The sequence below is a fragment of the Halobellus salinus genome (assembly GCF_014646875.1).
In the GTDB taxonomy this organism is placed as follows: Archaea; Halobacteriota; Halobacteria; order Halobacteriales; family Haloferacaceae; genus Haloquadratum; species Haloquadratum salinum.
The window spans coordinates 1-18,958 of the sequence record NZ_BMOC01000007.1; the positions used below are offsets into that span (position 1 = coordinate 1).

General features: G+C 67.5%; 16 protein-coding genes, 1 tRNA gene and 2 pseudogenes. 15 read left to right on the forward strand and 4 right to left on the reverse strand.

Going from position 1 to position 18,958, the window contains the following annotated elements; genetic code table 11:
• Positions 1-74: pseudogene (locus IEX72_RS06845) on the reverse strand (IS200/IS605 family transposase); the annotation flags it as partial.
• Between the two features lie 234 nt (positions 75-308).
• Between IEX72_RS06845 and IEX72_RS06850 the strand changes: the two are divergent.
• A complete protein-coding gene (locus tag IEX72_RS06850) occupies positions 309-2,486 on the forward strand; it encodes an ATP-dependent DNA helicase (RefSeq protein ID WP_326838262.1) in 2,178 nt (725 codons plus the stop codon).
• Between the two features lie 245 nt (positions 2,487-2,731).
• On the opposite strand, the gene IEX72_RS06855 is transcribed toward IEX72_RS06850, so the two are convergent.
• Positions 2,732-3,298, reverse strand: coding sequence for a DUF4112 domain-containing protein (locus IEX72_RS06855; RefSeq protein ID WP_188786640.1), 567 nt, complete (start codon positions 3,296-3,298; stop codon positions 2,732-2,734).
• A 176-nt stretch (positions 3,299-3,474) separates the two neighbouring features.
• Here IEX72_RS06855 and IEX72_RS06860 point away from each other — a divergent pair, with 176 nt between their 5' ends.
• The 7 genes and pseudogenes from IEX72_RS06860 (at position 3,475) to IEX72_RS06890 (ending at position 8,456) form a co-directional block, all read left to right on the forward strand.
• The gene (locus IEX72_RS06860) at positions 3,475-4,431 is read left to right on the forward strand and encodes an ABC transporter ATP-binding protein (RefSeq protein WP_188786641.1); all 957 of its coding nucleotides are present in this window, start codon (positions 3,475-3,477) and stop codon (positions 4,429-4,431) included.
• Positions 4,428-5,231 (forward strand): ABC transporter permease, encoded by an 804-nt coding sequence (locus tag IEX72_RS06865; RefSeq protein ID WP_188786642.1) that lies wholly within the window; start codon positions 4,428-4,430, stop codon positions 5,229-5,231. Before IEX72_RS06860 ends, IEX72_RS06865 begins: the two co-directional genes overlap by 4 nt.
• A gap of 64 nt (positions 5,232-5,295) precedes the next feature.
• A complete protein-coding gene (locus IEX72_RS06870) occupies positions 5,296-6,222 on the forward strand; it encodes a S49 family peptidase (protein ID WP_188786643.1) in 927 nt (308 codons plus the stop codon).
• A complete protein-coding gene (locus tag IEX72_RS06875) occupies positions 6,209-7,204 on the forward strand; it encodes a hypothetical protein (protein WP_188786644.1) in 996 nt (331 codons plus the stop codon). The genes IEX72_RS06870 and IEX72_RS06875 overlap by 14 nt, the downstream gene beginning before the upstream one ends.
• Before the next feature lie 64 nt (positions 7,205-7,268).
• Positions 7,269-7,865, forward strand: coding sequence for a tRNA (pseudouridine(54)-N(1))-methyltransferase TrmY (gene trmY / locus IEX72_RS06880; protein WP_188786645.1), 597 nt, complete (start codon positions 7,269-7,271; stop codon positions 7,863-7,865).
• Positions 7,866-7,867: 2 nt separating this feature from the next.
• Positions 7,868-8,317: pseudogene (locus IEX72_RS06885) on the forward strand (CHY zinc finger protein).
• Positions 8,318-8,383: 66 nt separating this feature from the next.
• A tRNA-Pro gene (locus IEX72_RS06890) sits at positions 8,384-8,456 on the forward strand.
• Between the two features lie 288 nt (positions 8,457-8,744).
• Here the strand turns inward: IEX72_RS06890 and IEX72_RS06895 are convergent.
• A complete protein-coding gene (locus IEX72_RS06895) occupies positions 8,745-9,167 on the reverse strand; it encodes a hydrolase (RefSeq protein WP_229663765.1) in 423 nt (140 codons plus the stop codon).
• 226 nt (positions 9,168-9,393) lie between these two features.
• Between IEX72_RS06895 and IEX72_RS06900 the strand changes: the two genes are divergently transcribed.
• Positions 9,394-10,623, forward strand: coding sequence for an aryl-sulfate sulfotransferase (locus tag IEX72_RS06900; RefSeq protein ID WP_188786646.1), 1,230 nt, complete (start codon positions 9,394-9,396; stop codon positions 10,621-10,623).
• A gap of 226 nt (positions 10,624-10,849) precedes the next feature.
• On the opposite strand, the gene IEX72_RS06905 is transcribed toward IEX72_RS06900, so the two are convergent.
• Positions 10,850-11,899 carry a metal-dependent hydrolase gene (locus tag IEX72_RS06905; RefSeq protein WP_188786647.1) on the reverse strand — a complete coding sequence of 350 codons (1,050 nt, stop codon included), beginning with the start codon at positions 11,897-11,899 and terminating at the stop codon, positions 10,850-10,852.
• 128 nt (positions 11,900-12,027) lie between these two features.
• Here IEX72_RS06905 and IEX72_RS06910 point away from each other — a divergent pair, with 128 nt between their 5' ends.
• The 6 genes from IEX72_RS06910 (at position 12,028) to arcS (ending at position 18,926) form a co-directional block, all read left to right on the forward strand.
• Positions 12,028-12,432 (forward strand): VOC family protein, encoded by a 405-nt coding sequence (locus IEX72_RS06910; RefSeq protein ID WP_188786648.1) that lies wholly within the window; start codon positions 12,028-12,030, stop codon positions 12,430-12,432.
• An 80-nt stretch (positions 12,433-12,512) separates the two neighbouring features.
• Positions 12,513-13,811, forward strand: a complete 1,299-nt coding sequence (locus IEX72_RS06915) for an NHL repeat-containing protein (protein ID WP_188786649.1) — start codon at positions 12,513-12,515, stop codon at positions 13,809-13,811.
• An 86-nt stretch (positions 13,812-13,897) separates the two neighbouring features.
• On the forward strand, positions 13,898-14,494 hold the full coding sequence (locus IEX72_RS06920; protein WP_188786650.1) for an NUDIX hydrolase: 597 nt from the start codon (positions 13,898-13,900) through the stop codon (positions 14,492-14,494).
• Positions 14,495-14,556: 62 nt separating this feature from the next.
• Positions 14,557-15,378, forward strand: coding sequence for a CPBP family intramembrane glutamic endopeptidase (locus IEX72_RS06925; RefSeq protein WP_394354598.1), 822 nt, complete (start codon positions 14,557-14,559; stop codon positions 15,376-15,378).
• Positions 15,379-15,475: 97 nt separating this feature from the next.
• Positions 15,476-16,975 carry a tRNA guanosine(15) transglycosylase TgtA gene (gene tgtA / locus IEX72_RS06930; protein WP_188786652.1) on the forward strand — a complete coding sequence of 500 codons (1,500 nt, stop codon included), beginning with the start codon at positions 15,476-15,478 and terminating at the stop codon, positions 16,973-16,975.
• 106 nt (positions 16,976-17,081) lie between these two features.
• Positions 17,082-18,926: an archaeosine synthase subunit alpha gene (arcS, locus tag IEX72_RS06935; RefSeq protein WP_188786653.1), complete on the forward strand. Its 1,845-nt coding sequence runs from the start codon at positions 17,082-17,084 to the stop codon at positions 18,924-18,926.
• Positions 18,927-18,958: the final 32 nt, after the last annotated feature.

Below are 18,958 nucleotides of genomic sequence, written 5' to 3' on the forward strand. Positions count from 1 at the left end.
CACTTCGTGACGGTCACGAAGTGATATTGGAGCGCATAGACCGTGTGCGACCCGGTTTCGAGGTTGTACTTCATTTGGCCGTACCGACTTCTATACACCCAATTCTGATAAAGGTTCGTAGTCGTGGGGTATTCGGCCTGCAACCGATGGTGGTTCGTGTAGGAGTTGTCGGCTTCACGCCCGCCCTAAAGGGCGGGATTCTCGCCTTGAAAAAAGATAGTTGGAACCCGACGAAGTACGACGCGTAACTACAGGCGACCACCGGACCCGTCAGAGGGTTTTAATCGCAGGAGGGCCGAAGCTCACGCGTGTCGACGACGGCCGACTACGATCGGTTCTTCCCGTACGAGGAGCCTTACCCCAACCAGCGCTCCGCGATGTCGGGGATCGCCGAGGCGCTCGATGACCAGCGCGACGTGCTCCTGGAGGGCGCGCCGGGGACGGGCAAGACCCTCTCGGCGCTCGTGCCCGCCCTGGAGTACGCCCGCCGGACCGACAAGACCGTGATCATCACCACCAACGTCCACCAGCAGATGCGGCAGTTCATCCAAGACGCCCGCGCGATCACCGACGAGGAACCCCTCAGGGCGGTCGTATTCAAAGGGAAGTCGTCGATGTGCCACATCGACGTCAACTACCAGGAATGTCAGACCCTCCGAGACACCACCCGTGACCTCGTGGAGACCGAACAGGACCACGACGAACTCAGTCGGCAGGCAGACGCTTTGCTTGACCGGATGCGGGAGGGCCAGGACGGCGCCGGCGAGGCCCGCACGGCGGTGACCGACGAACTCGACGACCTGGAGACCGAACTCGAAGAGCTGCGGGAGGGTAACGTCTGCGAACACTACTACAACAACCTCGTCGAGGACACCGACGCGTTCTTCGAGTGGCTCTTCGAGGACATCCGAACCCCCGAGGACATCTACGCCTACGCCGACGAACGGCATCTCTGTGGGTACGAGCTGCTGAAAGAAGGGATGGAGGCGGTGGATCTGGTTGTCTGCAACTACCACCACCTGCTGGATCCGATGATCCGCAAACAGTTCTTCCGGTGGCTCGGCCGCGACCCCGACGAGGTGGTGACGGTCTTCGACGAGGCGCACAACATCGAGTCGGTCGCCCGCGACCACGCCACCCGGACCTTGACCGAGACCACCCTCGAGTCCGCGCTCCGGGAGCTCGAGGACGCCGACGACTCCCGGGTCGATCCCGCTGAGAACGTGCTCTCGGCGTTTCTGGGGGCGCTCCGGGAGACCTACGACGACGCGCTCGGGTTCGGCGAGCACGAACAGGTCGACGAGGAGTGGTACGACCTCTCGATCGCGAACCAGGATCGACGGGACGATCTGACGATGGCGTTCCTGGCTCGCTACGAGGGCCGGGGGATCGACGCGGAGATCGACCTCGCGCTCCAGCTCGGAACGGCGCTGGACCGGGAGTACGAGGACGCTTACCGGAACGGGTCGGCGACAACGCGTGCGGAGTGTCAGACCCTCCAGGCCGCGGAGTTCGTGGCGTCGTGGATGGCCGAGGGCGGGGAACTGGGTCAGCATCCGATGTGTGCGGTGCGACGCGACGCCGGAAGCGAGGAGATCTACGGCCGCGCGGAGCTGTACACCTGCATCCCGCGGGACGTGACCGAGGGCCTGTTCGATGAGGTCGACACCACCATCCTCATGTCGGCGACGCTCCGCCCGTTCGACGTGGTCGAAGACGTCCTCGGAGTCTCCGATCCGGTGACGATGGCCTACGGCCTGGAGTATCCCGAAGAGCGCCGGCGGACCCTCGCGGTTGAGGCGCCTGCGCTCTTCAGTTCCGACCGGGACGACCCCGACACACAGACGGCCATCACGGACGTCCTTGCCGACGCCGTCCGGTTCACGCCCGGGAACTGCCTGCTCTTTTTTCCGTCGTACGCGGAGGCCGAGCGCTACCACGACCGGCTTCGGGGCCGATCGGACGTCGAGGCAACCCTCCTCTGCGACGGATCGGACGAGGACACCGAGTCCCTCCGGCAGTCGTTTGTCAACAGCGACAACACGGCGCTCTGTACCTCGCTGTGGGGCACGCTCGCGGAGGGCGTGAGTTTCGACGACGACGACGCCCGGACGGTCGCGGTCGTCGGCGTTCCCTACCCACGGCTCTCCGAGCGGCTGGAGGCGATCCAGGACGCCTACGACCGGGTGTACGACGACCGGGAGAAGGCGGGGTGGCGGTACGCCGTGGAGATCCCCACCATCCGAAAGACCAGACAGGCGCTCGGTCGCGTGATCCGGTCGCCGGAGGACTACGGCGTCCGGCTGTTGGTCGACCGGCGGTACACCCAGGAGAGCGTCGAGATGGGGAAGTACGGCGTCCGCGAGAGCTTCCCGCGCGAGGAGCGGGCGGAACTCGTCGACGTCGCCCCGGAGAAGCTGAAGTTCTCGATGCTGAACTTCTACGCCGACCTCGACGCCTACGACGGGGCGCCGCCGCGGCCGTGAACAGTCGGGGTTGGAGTCGAGTACGCCGTTCGCACTGGTAGTCCCCGCTACGATGTCGCCCACGGTCCCCGGCCAGTGCGCCCGAGGCCGACCGGGAGGCTCCGACGCGCAAATTTATATGCGGAACCGCGGCCACCCCAGGTGTGACCTGACCGTCACCCCGCGCCGGGCAGCGATTGCTCGGCACGTCGGCGCGGGGAGCGAGTGTGCCGACTGTTCGCCACGCAGGTTGCCGTCCCCGACTCCTACACGACGCCGGCGACGCCCAGCACCCACCACGCTGCAACCACGCCGGCGACGCCGACACCCAACACCGACAGGAAGACCGCGAGCCCCAACACCGCCACCGCCACGCTGTCGCGTCGCTTCCCGCGTGGGTCTGCCAGCCGTGCCTCCAACAGCCGGACGTTTCGGTCGTTCGCGCGCCAGACGACGTCGAACGCGTCGCCGACAAGCGGAATTGACCCGAAGACGGCGTCCGCGAGGAGGTTCAGACACATCCGGAGCAGCGTCGCTCGGGGGACGCCGAGCGCCGCGGCCTCGGCGACGATATACGCCGACGCGGCCGTCGGGACGACGTCACCGACCCCTGGGAGCACGCCGACAATCGGGTCGAGTCCGACCCTGATGTTCGTCCGTGGAATAGTGACCGCGCTGTCGAGGATGCGACTCACCCGGCGCAGCCTGGCCACCCGCTCGGGAAAGTCGTGACCGTCGGAACCCGGGGCGACGACCTCGTCGAGCGCGTCGACTTCGGCCCTCGTCGCGCTGCTGTCGACCGTCTCGCGGTCGGCCGAGTCAGTCGGCGGCACGACCGGATCTCGTTGTCGAGAGGCATTGACCTTTCGCCGGGACAACCGAACCGTCCTCCCTCTTCGGCCCCCGATGCTTGCGTCGTTCGGGTGCGACGGACCCACAGCCGGGTGGTTCTCTCACACCGGATCCGGCTTCGACGGGCTTAGGTCCGGCCGGATCCTCCAATCCTGTAATGGATGCTGCCCTCGAACTTCGCGGTCTACAGAAGTCCTACGGGGATGTACAGGCGCTCGGCGGGGTCGACCTGACAGTTCCGAGCGGCTCGTTTTTCGGCTTGCTCGGCCCCAACGGTGCGGGTAAGACCACACTGATCGGAATCCTGGTCGGGTTGGTCCGTAAGACCGGCGGCGAGGCCCGCGTGTTCGGCCACGACGTCGAGACCGACTACCGCGAGGCCCGCGACCGGATCGGACTGGCCCCCCAGGAGTTCAACGTGGATCGGTTCTTTCCGATCCGCGAGGTGCTCGAACACAAAGCTGGCTACCACGGGATCCCGACGGATCGCGCCCGTGACCGAGCCGACGAGGTGCTGAAACGCGTCGGGATCTACGACAAGCGCGACACTCGCTTCGACTGGCTCTCCGGCGGGATGAAACGCCGGTTCGTGCTCGCGCGGGCGCTAATCACCGATCCCGACCTGCTCATCCTCGACGAACCCACAGCCGGTGTCGACGTCCAGCTTCGTCACGAGTTGTGGGAGACCATCGTCGATCTGAACCAGCAGGGGACGACCGTCCTCCTCACGACCCACTACATCGAGGAGGCCGAGCGGCTCTGCGACGAGGTCGCGATCCTGGATTCGGGCCGTGTACTCGACGTCGCCAGCCCCGAAGAGCTGATGCGCCGCGGCACGGACGACGTCGTTGTCGAACTCCGGACCGAGCCGACCGCGGTCCCGGACTTCGCGGCGCTCGACGACCGTGTCGAGTCGGTCGACCTCAACGGGGCACGACTCGTCGTCACCGCGCGTCAGGGCGGGCTAGTCGCCCCCGAGGTCGTCCGGCGGCTCGACGACACCGGCCACGAAATCGTCGATTTGGAGATCCAACGGACCTCACTCGAGGAGGTTTTCGTAGAGATGACGCGGGCCGGCGAGGGGCGCGCTACCCCGGAGGTGGCCTCACAATGAGCTCCGAAACGGCGGATAAAAGCGCTTCACCCGCCGGCTCCGACACCACGGGGTTCTACGCGCTGTTCAGACGAGAGGTGCTCCGGTTCGTTCGCCGGCCGCGGAACACCTTCGTTCCGCCGTTCATCACGAACGTGCTCTACTTCTCGGTGTTCGGCGTGATCCTCGGTGAACGGATTAACGAGATCGCGGGCGTCCCGTACATCCTGTTCATCCTTCCCGGGTTGGTCGTGCTGGGTGCCATCTCCAACGCGTTCGAGAACACTTCGTTTACCATCTTCCACGGCCGGTGGAACCGGTATATCGAGGAGGTGCTGACCTCGCCGCTGTCCTACCGGACGATGGTCGGGGCGTACGTCCTCGCCGCCGCACTCAGGGGGCTCATCGTCGGCGTCCTGATCGCGCTCATCGGCGCGTTCTTCACCGCTGTCGGCGTCGTTCGGCCGCTCTACCTGATGGCGTTTGGGATCGTGATCACGCTGCTGTTCGCGGCGCTGGGCGTCGCCGGTGGGCTGTGGGCCGACGATTTCGACGACCTCACGATGTTGAACCAGTTCATTCTCCGGCCGCTGGTGTTCTTCGGCGGTGTTTTCTACTCGCTGAACGAGCTGCCGGCAACGGTCCAGCAGGTGTCGCTTCTGAACCCGATGATTTACATGGTCAACGGGGTCCGGTTCGGGTTCCTCGGCGTCAGCGAGGTTGACCCCAACGCGTCGCTGGCGGTGCTCAGCGGGCTGACGGTCCTGGTCGTCGCGATCGACATCTCGCTGTTCCGCCGCGGGTACGGACTGTCCGAGTGACTCAAATGTGTGTTTTCGTCTAAGGAATCACTTTACGAATCCCACGACAGCGTCGACGTGCAGCATGAACAAAGACACATCAGAAGCGTCGGCGAGGACGATATTCGTTGTCGCCGTTGTTGCGGCCGTCCTGGTGAGTGCGATACTCGCCCCCGTTGCCTACGACGCCGCGCAGTCCGCGCAGTCGGAGGGAACGGTGTCGGTCATCACCGTATCCGGCATCATCACCGGTTCGACGGTCGACGGCGTCTCCGAGGACCTCCGTGAAGCCCGGACGAACGAATCGATCCGCGCAGTGGTACTGAAAGTCGACAGTGGCGGCGGGCTCGTCGCCCCCAGCGAACGGCTCTATCTCGAGGTGTTGCGCACGTCCGAACAGATGCCGGTCGTCGCGTCGGTGCAGGGTATCGGGGCTTCGGGCGCCTACTACGGGATGCTCCCGGCCGACGAGATCTACGTGCTGTCCTCCTCGGAGGTGGGCAGCGTCGGCGTGATCGGCCCCGGCGGGAGCACCCCCGTCCCGGACTCGATCATCCGGACCGGCCCGGACAAGGCACAGCCGACCGCCGAGGACCGCCGGCGGGCGATCGAGTCGCTGAAGCGGCAGTTCGTCGGCCGTGTGGTTGAGCACCGCGGCGAGGAGCTGTCGGTTTCCCGCGAGGAGGTCGCCTACGCGAAGACCTACCTCGGCCCGGAGGCCGCGAGCAACGGCTACGCCGACGGCGTCGGCGCGCTCCCGACCGCGATCGACCGCGCGGCCGAGATGGCCGGTATCGAGAACTACGACGTCGCGAGGCAGGAACCGCCGTTCCGCGGGGGCTTCTTCCTGTTGACCGCAGAAAACAACAACAAAACAATGGTTTACAAGCAGGGACCGGGTATTGACACTCCTGTCCCGGTCACACAACCGCTCTTGGTGGACGAGATACCCGATCACGACCCGGAACTTTCGACCGACGACTCGGAGGTGACTCGCAATGCCAGCGCGTGACTTCGTCGCGCCCGTGGTCGCGTTCGTGGTGCTCGTCGCGGTGATCGTCGGCGGCGCCGCGGCCGTCCCGTTCGTTTCCGGTGGGGAGTCCACCGATGTGACCAACCTGGCGGACAGACAGACCGACATCGACGCCGTGACCGTCTCCGAGGCGGAAGCGGAGGGGACAATCACGATGGACAGCGACGCCGAATCGAAGACGGTGCTGATCGATCAGGCGCACGCAAACCAGGTCTCCGACAAGAAGCTCTCGACGCTGACAAACACGTTGGTCGAGAACGGCCACGAGGTGGAGTACGTCACCCAGGAGCAGGCCCGCGGGCCGGCGTGGAACGAGTCGCTCCGTAGCGCCGATGCGTTCCTGATCGCGAACCCGAATCAGCCGTACACCTCCGGCCAGCTCGCCGGCGTGCAGGCGTTCGCCGACGCCGGCGGGCGCGTCGTGATGCTGTCGGACCCCGCGTCGATCCAACGGTTCGGGATCTTCGGCTTCGGGTTGCAACAGCAGTCGAACGACGACCCCGCGCTCAACTCCGAGTTCGGGATCTCTGCGCAGTCCGGTTACCTGTTCAACATGAACGACTACCAGCAGACGTTCAAGAGCGTCTACGCCGCGCCGGGTGATGGCCCGCTCTCGGCGGGCGTCGACCGGGTCGTGGTTCGTGACGCCGCCGCGGTCTCGGTCGCCGACGGACAGACCGCGCTGCGGGCCGGCGAGCAGACCCGACTGTCGACCACCCGCCGCGCCGACACGTACGGGGTCGCGGTGCAGTCCGGCAATGTATCGATGGTGGGCGACACCGACTTCCTGACGCCCGAAACCGCCTACGTCGCCGACAACAACGTGTTCATCGGCAACCTCGCGGACTTCCTCGTGAGCGGCGAGAAGACCGAGAACGCGCCCGCGCCGCCGTCGGAGGGGTCCAGCGGTCCCGGTGGCCCGTCGGAACCCACTCGACCGACGCCTGAACCGGTCGTCTGACGCAGCCACCGCGTTTTTCGTCCGCGAACGGACGATTCTTGCCCGTTGAGTCCGGACTCCGGGTATGCGACAGTTCCTGGTCGTCAGCCACGACGCCCCGACCACACCGGAGTTCTCGCTCGACGACCTGGCGGGGGGCGCCGGACGCCTCGACGTCCTCTGTCGGTGCGTCACGAGCGCGTTGTTCCTCTCGCACTCGATCCGGGAGGCGGTCCGGGTCCACCTGGTGCTCGGCGACGAGTTCACCGTCCGATTCGACGGGGCGACGATCAGGCGGCTCAACCCCGACGAGCGGAGCACCGCCGCGCTGATCCGGACCGCCCTGGAACACCGGAAGGACGCGATCGGACACGTGCCTGCCGAGAGCACGCCAGGAGTCACAATCCGCCGGATGGGCCTCGCGGCGACGCTCGAGGGGCTCGCAGCCGATGCGACCGTCGTGACACTCCACGAGGACGGCGATCCGGCCGCCGCCGTCGACCCGCCGACAGACCCGCTGTTCGTGCTCTCGGACCATCGGGATTTCACCGACAGCGAGTCGTCGCTGCTCGCGTCGACCGCGGACGAACGCCTCCGACTCGGGCCCGAAGTCCTCCACGCCGACCACGCGATCACCGTCGCACACAACTACCTCGACACCGAGGGGTACACGGCGCACTGAGGATGCGCGGCGACAGTCCAGCGTGGGACGCCGACGGGAGCGCCCCCGAGCACCGAACGGTCCACGCGCCCGCCACCGACAGCCGGTTCCGGATCCCACTCCGCGGCGTCGCGGCCCGCCCCGAACCCCGGTGTGCGCACTGGAACTCGGAACGAGACGTCGTGGCTCTCCGGTTCGGATGCTGTGGGGCGTTCTTTCCGTGTCACACCCGTCACGTCGCGACCGCCGACCACGACCACGAGCCGTGACCGCGGGCGCGCTTCAACGACCCCGCGGTCCTGTGTGGCGCCTGTGGGGCGACGCTGTCGGCACGGACGTACCTCGACGGCGACAGCGAGGGACGGAGTCCCTCAGGTAGTCGGGCGAAGCCCGACGACAACTCGTGTCCGGCGTGTGGGGCCGAATTCAATCCCGGGTGTCGTCGCCACCCGGATCGGTATTTCGAGCCGTGATCGGTCGGGTGCGTCCCGCTATCCGTTCGGAAGGGTTAAAAGAACGAACGGCGACGGTTAGGGTGCGGGCCGGTGGGGTAGCTTGGTATCCTTCGGCCTTCGGGTGGCCGTAACCGCAGTTCGAATCTGCGCCGGCCCACTTCTCCCGCACTGCGTTTTGTGACGGCGTTCATTTGTGATGGCTTTCATTTGTGATGGCTTTCATTTGTGACGGCTTTCATTTGTGACGGCTTTCATTTGTGACGGCCGTAACCGCATCCCCACGAGCGAAGCGAGTGGGGGCCGGCGAGACGAGCGAAGCGAGTCTCGACTCGGTTCGAATCTGCGCCGGCCCACTTCTCCCGACGCAGCGTGTGAGGAGCGACAGCGACGAGCACGCGTATGGAGCACGAAAGATTCGAGCACGTCTCCCGCGTGCGTCACGGCACTACGAGTCCGCTTGCGGAGTCGGGAGGCCGTCCCGCGCGAGCAGAGCCCCGACAGCCGCCCAGATGACGAGTTCGACGTAACACGAGGGCGTCCCGACGTACTGGACGGCGAACGTGCCCGGTGCGGCGTCTATCCAGTCCCACTCGCTGATGACGGGCCACAGTAGGAAGACGGTGTCCTCCGGACGCCCGTTGGTGATGATGTGGACGGCGTCGGCCAGGAGGTGACTCCCCCCGCCGAGCGCCACCGCCGCAACGCGCCCGACGCCTGAGGGGTCACCACGCCGGCGCACCAGAAGGAGCGCGACGGCAGCCCGGAGCGCAACGAGCGCCGAGTGAGCGACGGAGTGGTACGCGGAGATCACCCCCAACATCGCCAGCGGTTTGTCGACGAGGTCCGGTAGCGCGGCGCCGGCAACCACCCAAGCCGTCGGGAACCTGCTCCGCGCACCCCGACCGCGATGACCAGATGCGTCGGAAACAGCATACGTCTCCGTGTGGGCTCCGTGCGAGTGTGTCTTGCCCACGGTCGCCGAGCGTACCCACTCCGCTCGCCGACCCCGTGACACCCGCGCCGGCGAACGAAGCCGCCAAATGTCGCGAATCAAAAGTCGGGTTGTGACGCCGCCCAGGCTCGTGCTGACGTGTTTGGTAGTTATCCCGCTGGTGGTGACCGCCGCAACGAATCCGGTGCTCGTGTCGGGCGAGTCGCGCTACTCGACCGACGGGGGCGGCTCCGTTTCCGGACTGACGGCGATCACCGGAACGGAGTTGGTGGTGGTTGAGGGGGAGGGCACGATCGACTACCGTGACACGCGACGTGACGAGTACTGGGACGTCGATCCGGTTCCGAACACGTCCGCGGTCGTCGTCTCGACGGTGGTCAAAAACCCCGACCGGCTCGACTGTTCGGACTGTACAGTCCAGCGGATCGAGCGAATCGACGTCGCGACGGGCGACCGGAGGGTGTTGTACACCGAGGTCACGCCCGGAACCCGGAATGTCGAGTGGCACGACGTCGATCGGATCAACCGAACACACCACCTGATCGCCGACATGTCACAACACGAGGTGGAGATGGTTGATGTCTCGACGGGCACGACGGATTGGGAGTGGAGCGCCTACACCGCGCTGTCCCCGGGGTCCGGCGGTGCGTTCGACGGTGACTGGACACACCTAAACGACGTTGAGATCGTTCGTAACGGGCAGTACGTGGCTGCGAGCCTCCGCAACCACGACACCGTGGTCTTCATCAACCGAACCTCCGGGTCGGTGAACGAAACCATCTCGCTCGGCGAGGACGACGACCACTCGATACTGTACGAACAACACAACCCGGATCATATCCCCGCGGATCGTGGCGGGCCGGCAATGATCGTCGCCGACTCGAACAACGACCGGATTGTCGAGTACCAACGTAGCGACGGCGAGTGGGTCGAATCGTGGGTGTGGCAGGACGACCAGCTCAAGTGGCCTCGTGACGCCGACCGGCTCCCGAACGGCCACACCCTCATCACGGACACGAACAACAACCGTGTTCTTGAAGTCGACGCGCGGGGGCGAGTTCAGTGGTCGATATTCACGCCGATCAACGTTTACGACGCCGAACGGCTCTCGACGCCCGCCGAGAGTGGCGGCGGGGTGACGGCCGCAGCCGCGGATCTGGAGTCGCGAACCGTCCGCCCGGAAACCGCGCCGGAGCGGCTCCAAGCCGGCGTTGAGGCGACCCTCGGGCCGCGTGCGGTGAACGGAATCCTCTGGGTAACCCCCAGTTGGATGCGCCTCCCCGAGTTCGCGACCGTTCTCCTGAGCCTCCTGTCGGCACTCGCGCTGGCCGGCTACGAGGCGTCCGTCCGCGGGCTCCTCTCGGGCCGGTAGCCCTGGGGGCTGGCGGACCACCGAGCGAACGGGGAGGCCGCCGGCGGTCGCTCGGATCCGCGGTTCCGATCGAATAAGCCCGATTAGTCTCGATTTGATCCGGACTGACTGTCTCTGAGAGGGGGAGCGGTGGGGCGGACCGCCGGGGCCGGAGTAGTAGACGTCGCGCGCGACCCGGGGCGTCGAAACACCGGGGCAACGGTCGGACTCGACGCGCGAGCACCGATCAGACCAGTGCATACACAACCGTGTACGCGACCGAAGCCAGGGTGAGCGCCGTCACGCCGGCGACCACGCCGGTGTAGACAGCGCCGGTCCGTCGGGCGTCCGCGTCGGCGTGGGCAACCGCGACCCCGCGTGGGAACGAGGTGTAGCCCACCCACACCCCGACAACAGCGGCGAACGGGACGATCGTGGCGCCCAGCACGTGTGCGTCGACGATCGTCGGTCGGGGGAGAAGCCCCGCAGCGGGGGCGTACGCGAGGCCGACACCGGCTCGCCGGTCGAGCGCGTCCCGAAGCCGGCCACCGATATCGGTGCGGTGGCCGGCCACCCGAGAGAACACGACGAGCCCCGCCCAGACGGCCGCCAGCTCCGCGAACAGCACGGAGACGATGTCGAGAGTCGGATCCGCCGCCAGCGAGACCCGTCCGGTCCACACCGGCGGCCCGAACGGCGAGAGAAGCGGCGGCGGCGCGGCCAGCAAGGTGTCGCCGAACGGATGCGACAGGAACCCGACGCCCGCGGCGGCGATCGTCCCCGACAGCGACAGGGCCGTCCGCGTGGCGAGGAGCCACCCGGCGACTGCAACACACGCGAGGAATCCGCCGGCGACGGCCGCGGCCGCCGGGGAGACGACGGTCCGGAACCCCCAGAGCAGCACCGCGCTCCCGACAACGGCGGAACCAGCAAGTGCGACCCTCGCGATCCGTTCCGACCGGGGTCGCGACCGGCCGCCGGGCGCGCTCCTCTGTCCCCGCGAACCCGCGACAGCCGCGCCGAGTACCAGCGTCGCGACGACCCCGGTCGGGAGCGGATGGGTCGCGACCCGGTGGGTTGCGTTCGCGACGCCCCAAAACGTCTCCCACCCGAGCGGCGTCCCGCCCGCGACTGCGACGGCGTAGGTGGCGGCGGCGTACCCGACGTCGAAATCAGGGAGTAAAGCGGCGACGGCGGCGACCACGCCGGCGTTGAGCGCCGTCCGGTCGTCGCGGCCGACTCCGAGAGCGCCCCACCCGGCGAGCGCGAACGCCAGGAACTCGTGGCCCACGAACATCGCTTGTGTCGGGAGTCCCCGGCGCGGCGCATATGTCTTCGGTTGAGCGCTCGTCGGACGGCGGTCGACGTCGGGACGTCCCCGCGCCCACCGCGGGGATTTTGAGCCGGCGGCCGGAACCACACCGTATGGACGCGACAGAGATCGATCACGCGAAACTCCGGATCCCCGCCGACGGCATCGACACTTCGCTCGGGTTCTACCGCGACGCGCTCGGGTTCGGGATCGACGGGATGGACCTGTACGAGTCGGGCGACAAGCCGTTCTTTTCGGTCCGGCTCACCCCGGGTTCGGTGATCCACGTCGAACCCGACAAGGGGTTCGAGCCACCGGCGCGGACCGCCTACGACCACGTCGCGGTCCGGATCGACGACACGATCGACGGGATCGAGCGGGACCTACAGGCCGCGGGTGTCGAGGTTGACCGGCGGCTCGACCCCCTCGGCGCGACGGGCGTCGCGCCCGCCGTCTACGTCACCGACCCGTTCGGGTACCGGCTCGAACTGAAGGCCGAGCGGACCGCCGAGGCGTAGCGCGTCCCCGCAGACCGGGAGACGGGGCGGCGTTGACACCGAACGGCTTTTCTCGTCGGTCGTGTTTACCACACCCAGGAATGGGACCACCGGCCCCCGGCGACGCGGACGACGGCACCGGACAGCGAACGGGCGCAGTCATCGTCGTCGCCGGCGTCGCCCTCTTCGCGACCGCCCTCCTCGCTGGCGCCGCGCTCGCGCCGGACGTCGGTGCCGCCGGCGACGACGCAAGCGGGACGCTCGTCGGGTCCCACGGCGGCGGCGCGGGGCTCCACGAACGGGGGTCGGTCTACCTGCTCGACGGCCGCGAGATCGCGTGGCGCGCGGGCGACACGGACAGCTACTTCGACGTCACGAAACTCGACAACGGGAGCGTGATGGCGGGGTTTATGCAGAGCGGCTACGACGAGTGCGGCCCCTACGAGTCGCCGTGTGCCCACACCGGCTTCCGGATCATCGACCCCAACCCCGACTCCGGTGCGGACCCGGAGATCACCCACGAGTACTCCTTTCCGGTCCGGTCCGAGAAAAATAGCGAGGTCCACGACGTGGAACTGCTCGACTCCGGGGAGTTCCTGGTCACGGACATGGACCGCGAGCGGATCTTCACCGTCCGCGGCGACGAGATCACGTGGCAGTGGAACGCTAGCCAGCGGTACGACGCCCCTGAGGATCCCACCCGGACCGACTGGCTCCACATCAACGACGTCGACGTGATCGGCGAAGACCGATATCTGGTGTCGGTCCGGAACGCGCACCAACTCGTGGTGGTTGCGCGCGGCGAGGGCGTCGTCGAGGTGATCAACGAGGGCGACCCCGAGTCCACCCGCGGGGATCCGACGCTGCTCCGCCAGCAGCACAACCCCCAGTGGCTGGGGAACGACAGCGTGCTCGTCGCCGACAGCCACAACGACCGGATCGTGGAACTCGAACGCGGGGCCGACGGCGAGTGGACGGTCGCCTGGGAGATCTACGCTGCCGAGGGCGTGAACTTCAACTGGCCCCGCGACGCCGACCGGTTGGCGAACGGCAACACCCTGATCACCGACTCCCTGAACAAGCGGGTCGTGGAGGTCAACCGGTCGGGGGAGACCGTCTGGAGCTACAACACCCCCGAGGTCCCCTACGAGGCCGAACGCCTGCCGGAGGGCGAGACGGTCGGTGGGACCTCCTACGCCGACGGGGGCGGCGACACGACCACGATCGGCGAGGGCAGGGACGTCCCCGTGCTGTCGTTTCTGCTGGTGATCGTCCAGACCGCGGTCCAAACCCCGTTTTGGTTCACCGAGGTCCACGTCGCTGTCACGCTGGTGTCTCTGGTCGCCGTTCTCGTCGGGCTCGGATCTATCATCCGGGCCCGCGTTCGTGCCCGGAGGTAGCCGGCCGGCAATACGTGTCGCGTTCGGGGCGACGGCCACCGCCCCGTCGGAGCACCACTTTTGTTCGTCCGGCCGGATTCGGTGGTATGGCCGACACTGACGCGCCCGACGGATCTGGGTCCGACACCGCCGAGGCCGACGAGCTGGCGTGGCGCACGACCGGGAGCGAGACCGAGTACACCTGTCCGGGATTTTCGGTCCGCCGTGACGACGTGGTCCTCCCGGACGGCACTGAGACCGACTTTCATTCGGTCGAGGACCCGCCAGCGGTGGTGATTCTCCCCTTCACCCCCGACGGCGACGTGGTCGTGATCGAGGAGTGGCGGCAGTCGGTCGGGCGGGTCAACCGCGGGCTGCCGGCCGGGACCGTCGACGCCGACGACGCCGACCTCGCCGCGGTCGCCCGCCGGGAACTCGCCGAGGAGACCGGGTACGAGGCCGAGTCGCTCCGGTATCTGTGCGCGGTCGAGCCCGCGAACGGGCTGTTGGACAGCGTCCACCACTACTACCTGGCGCACGGGTGTGCGCCGACCGCCGACCGCGACCTCGACTTCAACGAGAGCATCCGCGTCGGGGTGGCTGACTACGACGATCTTCTGGACGACGTTCTCGACGGGACCGTCCGCGACGGCCGCACGGTCCTCGGCGTCACCAGGTACGAACTCGCGGAGCGGTGGCGGTAGGGCGGCACTGAGGAGACAGCCGCGGAGGGAAGGATTTTGACCCGCGACACCTTACTGTGGGTGTGTCCTCCGATCCGACTCCAGTCGATCGACCGGACGGTGTCGAGGCCCCGCGGTCCCCGCGCGCCGTGGCCCGAGCCTTCGCCGTGGCGATCCTGCTCTCAACGGGCGGCATCGGCGTCGGGCTATTCCTAGTGATTGTCGGTGCCCTTGTCCTCGGAGCAGCCGGGGTAGAGATCACGCCGCTTCTGGAGATTATTCTCTCCTTGGTGCTCCTAACGGTCGTAGGGTTCGGAGGTGTCGCCCTGGCGTACCTCCGGTACCGCGATTGCGATATCGACTATGTCGGGATCAATATGCCCTCGATCCGCGAGGTTGCCTACGTGATCGCGGGCTATGTCGCGTCACTCGCACTGTTGATTATGGCCGGTGTCGTCCTTGCTGTCACCAACACTGAGTCCGCCCCGAACGCGGTAGCCGAGTCCGGAATGCAAAACCCCGAGATTTTTTTGCTTTTGATTCCGGCTTCGTTCCTCCTGATCGGCCCCTTCGAAGAACTGCTCTACCGTGGGGTGGTCCAGAACCGGTTGAGCGAAGCGTTGCCGGCCCCCGCCGCGATCGTGCTCGCGAGCCTGATCTTCGCGTCGATCCACTTCTTCTCGCTCGCGGGTGCGCCACGGGCCCAACTCGCCAGCATCTCGGTGTTGGTGCTCCCGACGCTGGTGTTCGGGACCCTGTACGAACTCACCGACAACATCGTGGTGCCGGCGCTGATCCACGGCGCGTACAACGCGACGCTGTTCTCGCTTCTGTACGTCACGCTCCGGTTCGCCCCGGACGACGCGACCCAGTTGCCCGAGGCGGTGACCGCGCTGCCGGTCTGAAATATTTCGTGGGTCGGGTACGGCGAGTCGAACGCCGCGAACACCGCTGCTCGGCCGATATGCGACCATACTTACCACGTCACGACTACGTCCGTGTATGCGCGATCACTTCGAGCTCCGGGACGGGGATGCCGCGGGTCGGATCGGCGAGCTCTCGGTCCCCCGCGCCGGGGTGACAGTCGAGACCCCGGCGCTGATGCCGGTGATCAACCCCAACATCCGCACCATCCCGCCCGCCGAGCTCGAATCGGCGTTCGGCGCGGAGATCCTGATCACGAACGCGTACATCATCCACTCCGGCGACGACCTTCGCGAGCGGGCCCTGTCGGAGGGGCTCCACGAGCTGCTCGGTTTCGACGGCGCCGTCGTCACCGACTCCGGATCGTTCCAGTTGGCCGAGTACGGCGATGTGGAGGTGACAACCCGGGAGATCCTCGAATTCCAGTACGACATCGGCTCCGACATCGGGACCCCGGTCGACATCCCGACGCCGCCCGACGTCTCCCGGGAACGGGCCGAAGCCGACCTCACAAGAACGGAAGCGGCGCTGTCGGACGCTGAATCGGTCGACACCGGCGAGATGCTGGTGAACGCGCCCGTCCAGGGGTCGACGTACCCCGACCTCCGGGAGGAAGCCGGACGGCATGCGGACGCGACCGCCCTCGATGTGTTCCCGATCGGCGCGGTCGTGCCGCTCATGAACGGCTACCGGTACGCCGACATGACCGACGTCGTCGCCGCCGCAAAGCGCGGACTCGGCCGCGACGCCCCGGTCCACCTGTTCGGCGCGGGCCACCCGATGATGTTCGCGCTGGCGGTCGCGGCGGGGTGTGACATGTTCGACTCGGCGGCGTACGCCATCTACGCCCGCGACGACCGCTACCTGACCGTCCGGGGAACCGAACACCTCGATGACCTGGACTACTTCCCGTGTTCGTGTCCGATCTGCACCCGCCACGACCCCAACGGGCTTCGGGCGTGCGACGAGGGCGAGCGGGAACGGCTGCTCGCGGCGCACAATCTTCACGCGTCCTTCGCAGAGATCCGGCGGATCAAGCAGGCCATCCGGTCGGGGACCCTCCTGGAACTCGTGGAGTCGCGGGCGCGCGGCCACCCTCGGGTGCTCGACGGCTACCGCGCGCTCTTGGATCACGCCGACCAACTCGAACGCGAGGACCCGGTCTCGAAGGGGTCGTTCTTCGCGCTGTCGGCGGAGTCCGCGCGCCGGCCCGAGGTCCGACGACACCACGACCGGCTCGACCGACTCGACGCCGAAGGGCGGGTGCTGCTGACCGAGGGGGGGACGCCGTCCGGCGACGAGTACGACGCGGTCTGGCGGGTCGTGCCGCCGTTCGGGCCGTTCCCGCGAGCGCTCTCGGAGACGTACCCGCTGACCGCAACAGTCCCGGACCGTGCCGACGCGGCGGCGCAGAGAGCCGCAGCCGAGGGCGTGTGCCGAGTGGTGGCGGCCAACCCCGACGCCGACTTCGCGCTCGCACACGAGGGGTGGCCCGACGCGGCGCTAGGGCGGCTCCCCGGGGGGGTCGCGGTTGAGTCGCTGGCGGAGCGAAGCGACCCCGGCGACGACCGGGGCTGACACCCCGGATGTGGCTGCCAGCAAATATCCGTTTCCTGTCACATACGCGAGCTGTCTAGGAACGCAAACGGACAGATAATTCACGCTCCCCACCGATTAGGCGTGTATGACCGACTACTTCGAGGTCCACGGACGCGACGGGGCCGCCAGGGTGGGAGAACTCCGGCTCGCGGACCCGCTCACGACGCCGGCGCTCGTCGACGACAGCGTCGACGACGGGGGGAGCCTCTGGGCGGCCGACCGGGAGGTGCCGCGGGGGTACCGGGAACTCCTGACGGTGCTGCCTCACCGGTCGTTCCCGGCGGGTACCGACGAGACCGTCCAGGACGCCTTCGCGGTGGACTATCCCGACGTCGACTACCCCAGCGCCGCGGTGGTCACGAGCGAGACCGCCGCCGACCACGGCGCGGACGTGTACATCCCCTCGGACGCCCCGGGGTTCGTGGGTCATGCCGCTGCCTTTCGTGACGAGATCATCGCCGCCCGCGAGGCGCTGCCGCCGGACACCGGGCTGTACCTCTCGGGCGTCGCCACCCCGCGGAACGCCGCGACCCTGGTCTACGCCGGGGTGGATCTGCTGGACGCCAAACGCGCGCGGGTCAGGGGGCTCCAGGGGTTCTACCTCACCCGCGAGGACGAGCAGTTCCTCGCGGATCTGACAGAACTCCCGTGTTCGTGTCCGGCGTGTCGCGGGAAGCGGACCGTCGCGGATATCCATCCCGACGCCGACACCGAGGCCGCCGCCGACGCCCGCGAGGACCCCGCTGTCTTCGGCCGCGAGGACTGCGCCGACCACAACGAGTACGCGCTCCGGTCGGAACTCGCGACGATCCGCCGGCGGATCCGCGACGGGCGGCTCCGGGACTACGTCGAGGCGCAGGCGCGCCACGATCAGTGGCTCACGGCGGCGTTCCGGGAGTTCGACGACGAGTACAGGTACGTAGAGGAGCGGACACCGGTGATCCGCGACGCCGAACTCACTGCGGCCAGCGAGGACACCCTCCGGCGCGTGGAGATCCAGCGGTTCGCCGACCGGGTGACTTCCAGATATCGGAACCGCTTCTCCAATCCCCTGGTCCTCGTTCCGTGCTCCGCGACGAAGCCCTACAGCGAGTCACAGAGCCACGAGCAGTTCCACGACGCGATCCAGTACCGCGGCCACACCGTCTCGATGACCTCCCCGATCGGGGTGGTGCCGATGGAGTTGGAGCTGACGTATCCGGCCCAACACTACGACGCCGTGGTCACGGGCCGGTGGTCCGACGACGAGGTCTCGTTCGTCGCGAGCGTGTTTCGACAGTACCTCGCTCGCAACGACTACCCACGGGTGATCGCGCACGTCCCCGACGGCGGCTACCGCGAGGTCTGCGAGCGGGTCGAAGCCGATCTCGATGTCGAATTCGAGTACACTGTGACGGGACACCCCACCGACACCGACTCGATCGCGAACCTGATGTCGACGCTCGACGGCGAGTTGAAATACGGAAAGAGAGAGCGCCAGCACAATACCGTAAAGGCGCTCGCGGACTACCAGTTCGGCCCCGACGCCGGCGACGACCTCTTCGCGGACGTCGACCTGCAGACGACGAGCCGGTATCCGAAGCTCCAGGTTCGAGACCGGGAGCGAGAGGACGAGAACGGCACCGGCGGCGAACAGCTGGCGACGATGGTGCCGCAGTACGGCGTGCTCGCGCTGACACTCGCCGGCGCACGGCTGTGGGACCGGTCGGACGTCCCGACAAGGCGCGTCGAGATCGACGGGTTCGTGCCGCACGGCAGCGTGCTCGCGCCGGGCGTGGTCGACGCGGACGAGGACATCCGGGTCGGCGACGAGGTGGTTGTCGAGGGACCCGACGCCTACGCCGTGGGGCGCGCGCGGATGTTCGGCCGGGAGATGGCCGAGTCGACCCGGGGGGAGGCGGTGCAGGTGCGGCACGTCACTGAGCGGTAGGAGACGTATTTGCCGCAAAGTCCGTTTCTCGA